Annotated in this window: 8 protein-coding genes; 3 read left to right on the top strand and 5 right to left on the bottom strand. The window is 73.5% G+C overall.

From position 1 onward, the window contains the following. From VGR37_03570 to VGR37_03585, 4 genes are all read right to left on the bottom strand, one after another. Nucleotides 1-598 (bottom strand): BON domain-containing protein (locus VGR37_03570; protein ID HEV2146474.1); only part of this gene is annotated, 598 nt, incomplete at its 3' end. A 146-nt stretch (nucleotides 599-744) separates the two neighbouring features. After that, nucleotides 745-1,572 (bottom strand): glycerophosphodiester phosphodiesterase, encoded by an 828-nt coding sequence (locus VGR37_03575; GenBank protein HEV2146475.1) that lies wholly within the window; start codon nucleotides 1,570-1,572, stop codon nucleotides 745-747. A 65-nt stretch (nucleotides 1,573-1,637) separates the two neighbouring features. Further along, on the bottom strand, nucleotides 1,638-2,153 hold the full coding sequence (locus tag VGR37_03580; GenBank protein ID HEV2146476.1) for a hypothetical protein: 516 nt from the start codon (nucleotides 2,151-2,153) through the stop codon (nucleotides 1,638-1,640). Between the two features lie 109 nt (nucleotides 2,154-2,262). Beyond that, nucleotides 2,263-3,015 carry a pentapeptide repeat-containing protein gene (locus tag VGR37_03585; protein ID HEV2146477.1) on the bottom strand — a complete coding sequence of 251 codons (753 nt, stop codon included), beginning with the start codon at nucleotides 3,013-3,015 and terminating at the stop codon, nucleotides 2,263-2,265. A 518-nt stretch (nucleotides 3,016-3,533) separates the two neighbouring features. Here VGR37_03585 and VGR37_03590 point away from each other — a divergent pair. The 3 genes from VGR37_03590 to nth are packed head-to-tail and all read left to right on the top strand — an operon-like array spanning nucleotide 3,534 to nucleotide 5,037. Next, nucleotides 3,534-3,926 carry a hypothetical protein gene (locus VGR37_03590; protein HEV2146478.1) on the top strand — a complete coding sequence of 131 codons (393 nt, stop codon included), beginning with the start codon at nucleotides 3,534-3,536 and terminating at the stop codon, nucleotides 3,924-3,926. 16 nt (nucleotides 3,927-3,942) lie between these two features. Beyond that, on the top strand, nucleotides 3,943-4,269 hold the full coding sequence (locus VGR37_03595; protein HEV2146479.1) for a hypothetical protein: 327 nt from the start codon (nucleotides 3,943-3,945) through the stop codon (nucleotides 4,267-4,269). A 3-nt stretch (nucleotides 4,270-4,272) separates the two neighbouring features. Next, the gene (gene nth / locus VGR37_03600; GenBank protein HEV2146480.1) at nucleotides 4,273-5,037 is read left to right on the top strand and encodes an endonuclease III; all 765 of its coding nucleotides are present in this window, start codon (nucleotides 4,273-4,275) and stop codon (nucleotides 5,035-5,037) included. Between the two features lie 7 nt (nucleotides 5,038-5,044). On the opposite strand, the gene VGR37_03605 is transcribed toward nth, so the two are convergent. Beyond that, entirely contained in the window at nucleotides 5,045-5,350 is a 306-nt protein-coding gene (locus VGR37_03605) for an SWIM zinc finger family protein (GenBank protein HEV2146481.1), read from the bottom strand. Nucleotides 5,351-5,552 lie beyond the last annotated feature (202 nt).

Raw genomic sequence — 5,552 nt, forward strand, 5'->3', positions numbered from 1 at the left:
CGGCCGCGCCGCCGCGGCCCGCCGTGCCCCGCGCCTGGCTCCCACCCTGCGACCCGCCGCCGCGCTCCCCCTGCCGCACCGTGAGCTGGGAGCGGACCCCCCGCACCCCGTCCACGTCCCAGGCGTCGTCGGTGGCGTAGCGGATCTCGTCGAAGTCCGGGAGCTCGCCCTGCAGGGTGACGATCCCGTCCTTCACCTCCACCGTGATGGCGTCCGCGTCCACCCAGGTGTCGTAGAAGAGCGCCTCCTCCACCTCCTCCCGCAGCTCGTCGTCGGAGCGACGGTGGCGGCGGAGCCGCTCGTGGTAGGGGCCCAGGCCGTAGCGCGCGGGTCCGTACACCGTGCCCGGCTCCCAGAACTCCTCGCGCTCGCCCATCCCGCCGGCCCCGACGTCGCCCCAGGGCTCACTCCGGCCGCCGCGCTCCTGGCCGTAGTCCCGGCCGTATCCCGGGGAGACCGGCCCCACCATGGGGTTGAACCCCGCGCGCCCCGCCCCGCCGGGGCGCATCACCGGATCGGGCGGCCCGTAGGGACGGAAAAATTCGTCGTAGCGTGAGGGCCTCCGGGGGCCACTCCACCCGCCGTCGTAGCGCGCCATCGTCGTTCCTCCGGGCTCGGTCCACAGGGCAGTGCCGGCCGCGCGCCGGCGTCCCGGCGGGGCCGCAACAACCATTCCAGGGAGGGGGGGAGTACGGAAGTGCGAGAGTGCGGAAGTGCGTGAGTACGAAAGCGGCTGCGGGGCACTCAGCCGTTTGCAGGCGGTTCCCTGTTGAGCTGCGGGCCCTCGGTCGCTTCGTCCGGCGTTCCCGGCGGCAGGGGCCTACCGAACATCTCGTGGAGCACGCGCGCGAGCCGGTCCGGGCGGTCCGTCACGATGCCGTCCACGCCCAGGCGGAGGAGGCGGCGCATGTCGGCCTCCTCGTCCACCGTCCAGACGTGCACGGCGACGTTGCGGGCCTGCACCTCGCGGAGGAAGCGGGGGGTCAGCACCTGCACGCCGCCGTAGCGCTCCGGCATCTGGAAGGCGTCCACGGGCGGGCGCCAGAATCGGGTGGTGTGGGTGAGGTGGTGGAGGTAGAAGGCCTTCATCTCCTCCCCGGAGGCGCTCGTCGGGCCGGGATAGTCGCCGAAGAGGGAGCGGTTGGCCCGGTGCCCCGCGGCGATCAGCACCCGCCCGGTCGCGCGGAGGTCGTGCACCGTCTCCCAAACGCGGCGCTGCGCGCGTCGGTCCTTGATCTCCACGTTGACGCGGGCGTCCGGGAAGGCGCGGAGCAGCTCTTCCAGCGTGGCGATCCGGACGCCGCGGCCGCGGAAGGGGAAGCTCCGGCCGCCGTCCGCGGTGAAGCGGAAGCCGCCGTCCAGGCGCCGGATCTCCTCCAGCCGCAGCCCGGCGACGGGGCCGCTGCCGTCCGTGGTGCGGTCCACGGTGGCGTCGTGGAACACCACCACGTCGCCGTCCGCCGTGGGCTGGACGTCCACCTCCAGCACGTCGGCGCGCCACCACTCCAGGGCGCGCCGAAAGGCTTCCAGGGTGTTCTCCGGGGCGAGGAGGGATCCGCCCCGGTGGGCCATCAGGAGGGGGGCACCCGCGAAGTAGGGGTGGCCGGAGCGCACCGCCGGGAGGCGACGCGCGGAGGTCAGCGCGCGTCCTCCAGGCGCTCCCGCTCGGCGGGGGTGAGGCCGTGCAGCCGGTACAGCACCAGGTCCACCAGGTGGCAGGTCATGAGGCGGGCCCAGACCACCCGCTGCGAGTCCACCCCCGCCTCCAGCTGCGCCGAGGTCTCGGCGCAGCGCTCCCCCAGGAAGGTGAGGATCTCCTCCACCGCGTCGGGGTGCGGCCGCGCGAGGGCGAGCGAGTCCACGGGGGCGCGGTCCACCAGCAGCGCCTCCACGAAGGCCAGGAACCCCGGGAACACCATCTCGGTGAGGTGGCCGCCCACGACCAGCTCCTCGTCGGTCAGCTCCTCCCACGCCAGCTCGTTCCAGTACAGGTCCTCGGCCTCCTTGCGGAAGAAGGCGAGGCGCTCCGGGGAGAGCGGATCCGTGTCGGAGGCCGCGGGAGACAGGGGACGCGCCACGGCGTCGGCGATGCGCGCCCGGCGCGTCTCGACGAACGCCTGGGCGGTACCGGGGTCGGCGGCGTGCTTGCTCATCGGTCCGGCGGGTGCTGAGGTTGTCCTGGTCGCGCCACGTCGCGCGGGCGGACAACTTAGGGAGGGGGGGATCGGTCTCGCAATCCCGGGCCGGGACCCGCCGCGGGCGCTACGCTTCGGCCCCCGCGGCGGCCTCCGGTGCGCCGGCCGGGAGGCTGACGCCGCCGAGCTCCGCGCGCTCCAGGTCGGCTCCGGCCATCTCGGCGCCGTCCAGGTTGGCCTGGGAGAGGTCCGCCCCCTTGAGCGTGGCGGTGGCGAGGGTGGCCCGGCTCAGGTTGGTCCCGGTGAGCACGGCGCCGGTCAGGTTCGCGCCCCGCAGGCTCGCCTCGGACAGGTTCGCCCCGGCCAGGTCCGCCCACTCCAGCGTGCCGAACTCGAGGACGGCGCCGGAAAGGTCCGCGCCGCGGAGGTAGGCCCCGGTCAGGTTGGCGCCCTTGAATGAGGCGCCGGCCAGGTCGGCGCCGGTGAGCACCGCGCCCTTGAGGTACGCCCCGGTCAGGTGCGCGCCGCGAAGGTACGCCCACTCCAGGTACGCCCCTTCCATGAACGCCCACTCCAGCGTGGCGCGCTCCAGGTACGCCCCCCAGAGGTGCGCGGACTTCAGGTACGCCTCGGTGAGGGTGGCTTCGGTGAGGTCGGCGCCCTTGAGGTCCGCGCCCTCCAGGTCGGCCCCGGAGAGATCGGCCCCGGTGAGGATCGCCCCCGCGAGCCGCGCTCCCTTGAGGCTGGCGCGCTCCAGGCGCGCGCCGGCGAGGTTCGCGCGCTCCAGGTTCACCCCGTCCAGGACCGCGCCCCGCAGGTTGAGGTGGCCGGCGGCGGCCAGCATCCAGACGTCCCGGTCGGTGAGAATCCTGTGCTCCATGCAGCGCCTCCCCCGGCGCGGGCGCCGGGCGTCTCAGGTGGTTGGAACCGCGGGATCGGTGCGCGGGGCGGGACCGGTGGACCGCCGCCGCGCCTCAGCCTTCTCCGTTCCCCTCCCTCTCCAGCGCCCAGCGCCAGCGCATGCGCCCCCGCCACCCGCACGCGGTGCAGCGCCGGACCTGCGTGGCCCAAAGGATCGCCAGAAGGCGCTCCGCACCCACGTGCGCGCGGTCCACGGTCCCCGTGGTGACCCGCCGACACGTGGGGCAGGCAGGCGCCTCCGGGAGCCGCACGAGATAATGAACCGCGAAAACCGGCGCGGCAAGTGCAGCGAGCACAACGACTGTGAGGATCAGAGCCATGCGTTCCCTCCTCCTGGAGGGAGAAACGGACCACGAGACGCCGTGGCAGCGGGAGCTCGGCAGGGCCCCAGCAACGCAAGCCCCGTTCCGCGAAGCACGTACGGTTCTTGCAACTCCGTGGCGGACACCGCGCGAACCCCAAACCGGAGAGGAGACCATGCGCGACCATCACCGGTACGACCGCGGCTGGCGGGGAGAGGGCCGGGACCCTCGCACCCGCGGCTATGGCGCCGACTACCGGCGGGGATACGACGCGGGCTGGGGCCCCGCCTACGGCCCGTCGTTCGCGGGCGCCTCGTTCCCGATGGGACCCGGGTACATGCCGCTTGCGTGGGGGTGGTACGGACCTTTCGGGGTGGCCGCAGAGCCGTTCCCGTACGGCCCCCCGTTCGTACCCGGCTACGGCGCCCGCGAGCGCCCGCCGCGGCGCCCGGACGAGAGCCCGGCGTACGGGCGCGGGGGCGACCGGGAGGTGCGCCGCTGGGCGCGCGAGCACGGATACGACGTGGAGTACACGGTGTACCCCCGCGACAACCGCCGTTACCGATGAACCGACAGGAGAAAGCATGAGCAGACACCGAAACGAGGACCCGGCGTTCGACCCCGAACAGATCGAGGCCGCGGACCCGCTCGGGGAGCAGGGCTTCGACGAAGCGGGGTTCGACGACGCCCCCGGCGGCGGCCCGCGCCTCGGCGATGCGCCCCTCGCGGACGACGCCGTGAACAAGCGCCCCGGCGGCCACGGCCAGAAGGTCGCGGGCGTCCCGGAGGACCAGCAGCGGGAGATGAACACCTCCGACCTGGGCCGCCCCGACTCGGAGGGGGTCGTGGTGCGGGAGCGCGGCGGCGCCAGCAAGGGCGATCCCGCCGTCGGGGGCACCCGGCCGGAGTAGCGGGTGGCCCGCCCGGGCAAGCGGAGCCCGAAGGGACGGAGGCCGGCGGGGGCAGGCGACCCGCCGGCCTTCGCCGCGTCCGCAGGCGAGGCCCCGCCGCGGCCGGACAAGCGCCCCTTCGACATCCACGAGGCGATGCGGCGCGTCGCCGCCGCCGTCGAGCACTACCCCAAGGCAGCGCTCTTCGAGCTGGCGGAGCTCGGGCACGACACGCCCTTTGCGCAGCTCGTCGCCTGCATCCTCTCCATCCGGACGCTGGACGAGACCATGCTCCCCACCGCGCTCGCCCTCTTCGAGCGCGCCCGCACCCCGGCGGAGGTGGCCGCCCTGGGGCCGGAGGAGATCGACCGGATCATCCGCTCCTGCACCTTCCACGAGGGGAAGTCGCGGCAGATCCACGAGATCGCCAGGACGGTCGCGGAGGAGCACGGGGGCGAGCTCCCCTGCGACGAAGCGCTGATGCTCGGCTTCCGCGGGGTGGGTCCCAAGTGCACGAACCTGGTGCTGGGGATCGCCTGCGGCGCGCCGAAGATCGGCGTGGACGTGCACGTGCACCGCGTGACCAACCGCTGGGGGTACGTGAGCGCTTCCACCCCCGAGCGGACGATGCAGGCGCTGGAGGAGATGCTCCCGGAGGAGTACCACGTGGAAATCAACCGCCTCCTGGTGCCGTTCGGGAAGCACGTCTGCACCGGGCGGGCACCGAAGTGCTCCGCCTGCCCCGTGCTGGACATGTGCAGGCAGGTGGGGGTGACGACGCATCGGTGACGGGCGCCTACGCGGCCTTCGCCTCGCCGCGCAGCTCGCGCACCAGCGCGCGGAGGGCGAGCAGCACGTGCTCGTTCCCCTCCCGCAGGAGCGCGGCGAGGATGTGCTTGCAGATCCGCTCGCGCCAGAGGTGGTCGCCGCAGTCGCAGCGGGGCTGGTTGAGGGTGTGCAGGTCCACCCAGTGCGGCTCGCTCCCCCCCGTCACCCGGTAGCGGCCGGGCCCGGTGGGCTGCACGTGCAGCTCCAGGCAGCGCTCCAGCCGGTCCAGCTGCACCCCCCCGGCCGCGTGAAAGTCGATCGCCGGCTTGGTCATGGTCCCTTCCTGTCCGAGTCTCTCCTCCGGTGCTCTTTCCCTCATTCTCTGGTACACCGGCACACCCGAACGGATCCCGAAATCAGCGGCGAACGTCGCCTGTCCACCTGGCTTTTCCGAAAGGCATTGCCCTGCCGGATCTTCCCTGAAAACGACGGGATTCATGGACACCATGCGAAGCGGCCGCCGCCCGGTGTGGGGC

This window comes from Longimicrobiaceae bacterium (genome assembly GCA_035936415.1).
GTDB lineage: Bacteria > Gemmatimonadota > Gemmatimonadetes > Longimicrobiales > Longimicrobiaceae > JAFAYN01.